The 284-nt window shown below is 33.1% G+C and carries 1 protein-coding gene; it reads right to left on the minus strand.

Going from position 1 to position 284, the window contains the following annotated elements; genetic code table 11:
• The coding region (locus AOA60_RS23695; RefSeq protein WP_158235057.1) for a DUF3006 domain-containing protein at positions 1 to 257 on the minus strand (257 nt) is incomplete at its 3' end.
• Positions 258 to 284 lie beyond the last annotated feature (27 nt).

Consider the following 284-nt stretch of genomic DNA (forward strand, 5'->3'; position numbering starts at 1 on the left):
CTTTTATTACGTTTAGATCTTTTTCTGAGTAATTCCATTTTATTTTTCACACGTTGTTTAGTTCCTTTCGTACTTTGAGTATCCTGTTCAATGGATATAATGTTACCGTCATTATCAATTTTAATCTCTATCCAGTCACCTTCATTAACGTTATCAGAAATCAGTTCGATTGGAACAATTTTTTCCACTTCGTCTTCACCAATAAGTACTACAGCGTGTTTTCCTTCAACAATGCGGTCTATTACAGCTTGCATCATCCATTCAACTCCTAACATTTTTTATTC

It is taken from the genome of Pseudomonas sp. 2822-17 (assembly GCF_002742485.1).
In the GTDB taxonomy this organism is placed as follows: Bacteria; Pseudomonadota; Gammaproteobacteria; order Pseudomonadales; family Pseudomonadaceae; genus Aquipseudomonas; species Aquipseudomonas cyclaminis.